We start from the raw sequence: 1913 nt of genomic DNA on the forward strand, positions 1-1913 counted from the left end.
TACACCACTTCTAGGGGCTTGACCGATCGCAGGGCGGCCACATCCGGGGAAGCGGTCCTCGAGCTCCGCTGTCAGCGAAGCGGCCCGCCGGGGCGGGCGAATCCGGCCATCAATGCAACCGGCACCGATACGCAACCCAGGTGAGCTCCCGCCGCCGGTGACGTTCGAGTCCTCGACGGCGTCAGTGGCGCGATGCGAGAACGTCGTTGTCGAGAAAACCCTTCAATCCGCCGCTGAACACATCGTTGTCGTCGCCGGCGACCATATGACCGGACCCGGTGACGTCGATCAATCTGGCGGTCGGTATGAGCTCAAGCAACTCTTTGGCGCCCTCTTCGCTGACCACGTTTGATTGTGTTCCACGAACGAGCATCGTGGGAACGGTAATCGCGGCTGCGGCGTCCCGGGCGCGTTCGTATCGCACGATCGAGTCGGTCTGGCGGGTGGGTTCGTCGCCCTGGCGCAGAAACGCCGGATCCCAATGCCAATACCAGCGGCCATCGCGCAGACGGAGGTTCTTGCGCAGCCCCTGCGGGTTGGGGGTGCGGACCCGGTTCGGGGTATACGCTGCGATCGCTGCGGCAGCGTCGTCGAGGCTGTCAAAACCATCCAGGCCACTTTGCATGAACGCCATAATCTCCGCGGTGCCGCCCGGTTCGACCTTCGGGGCGATATCGACCAACACCAGACCACGAGCGAGCTCGGGATTCTCTCCTTGTCCGATCAACGACGTCATACCGCCCATCGAGGCCCCGACCAGTACCGGCGTCTGCCCCAACTCGCCGATGACCGAGGTCAGGTCGGCGACCAGAGCGTCGATGCCATAGTCCCCGTCCGGTGCCCATTGGCTCTGCCCATGCCCCCGTGCATCCAGGGCGAGGGCGGACCAGCCGTCCGCCGCGAGCCTGCGTCCGGTGTTTCGCCAGGAATGCCGGGTCTGCCCGCCGCCGTGCAGCAACAGCACCACACCTTTACTGCTGACGTCTGAATCGCCCGCAGTTGACGGTGGATCCCACCGGTCGGCGGCAAGTGTGACACCGTCACCGCGGAGCTCAAGGGTTGTGACTACAGGATCCATAGAAGTTCCTCGCCATGATTATCGAGTGGAGCATTCTCAGTCATGTTGCCGCAGGGGGTGAATACCATTGCACACCACACTCGACCGGCACACTCACTCGACACCGACCCAGACTCCTCGTAGTCGATCAACCAGCCACAATTGGCGCACTCACAGCGGTTCAATCTCGGGTTCAGCGACGTCATCCTCTCGCCGGATGCTGGAACCGAGCTGTTCCGGGCGGAGATCGGGCGGGCGTTCCACGCGGCTGAAAGACTCGTGGAGTCGGCGCGATCGGCCGGCGCGATCCGTTCGGACTTCCACCACAGCGATCTGTACCTGCTGCAGCACCCCAACGGCGGTCTCGCGCGTGGTGTGCACGCGAGCCCACACCCATGGATAAGGGGCCCTTCCGGATCCGGAGTGCGTAACTGGGGTTCGCCGGTGATGCGGTGAGGCACAAGATGTAGGGGTCCTGGGGCGTGTGAAGATGCAAGTTCCTACACCAGCACTTCGCATCCCCAGGACCCGCTTTGAACGCTACCGCCAGCCTGCTTGCCGACACCATCTGCCGCACCGTCGAGTTGGGGGTGACCATCACCGACGCCGCCGTGGCCGACGAGCTCACGCACCTGTTCTGCTCCCCGGTCACACTGGATCCGATCTGCGCCGAGTGCGGGGTGGTGGGCCGGCTACGAGACCACATCGAGCGGCGGGTGACCGATCTGCCGATCGTCGGCCATCCCACCAGACTGCACGTACGCGTACCGCGCTTCACCTGCGGCAACACCGAGTGCGTCACGCGGATCTTCCAGCAACGCATGCCGGCGTTGGCCGAGCCGCGGGCCAAGACCAC

At 64.6% G+C, this 1913-nt stretch carries 2 protein-coding genes and 1 pseudogene; 1 reads left to right on the plus strand and 2 read right to left on the minus strand.

Annotation, left to right across the window (positions count from 1 at the left end):
* Positions 1–181: 181 nt before the first annotated feature.
* Positions 182–1078 (minus strand): alpha/beta fold hydrolase, encoded by an 897-nt coding sequence (locus tag G6017_RS16055; protein ID WP_069388583.1) that lies wholly within the window; start codon positions 1076–1078, stop codon positions 182–184.
* A 150-nt stretch (positions 1079–1228) separates the two neighbouring features.
* Positions 1229–1438, minus strand: coding sequence for a hypothetical protein (locus G6017_RS16060; RefSeq protein ID WP_069388582.1), 210 nt, complete (start codon positions 1436–1438; stop codon positions 1229–1231).
* A 215-nt stretch (positions 1439–1653) separates the two neighbouring features.
* On the opposite strand from G6017_RS16060, the pseudogene G6017_RS17135 reads away from it, so the two are divergent.
* A pseudogene (locus G6017_RS17135) lies at positions 1654–1913 on the plus strand (transposase family protein); the annotation flags it as partial.

The organism is Dietzia sp. B44, from assembly GCF_014145245.1.
Taxonomy (GTDB): Bacteria; Actinomycetota; Actinomycetes; order Mycobacteriales; family Mycobacteriaceae; genus Dietzia; species Dietzia natronolimnaea.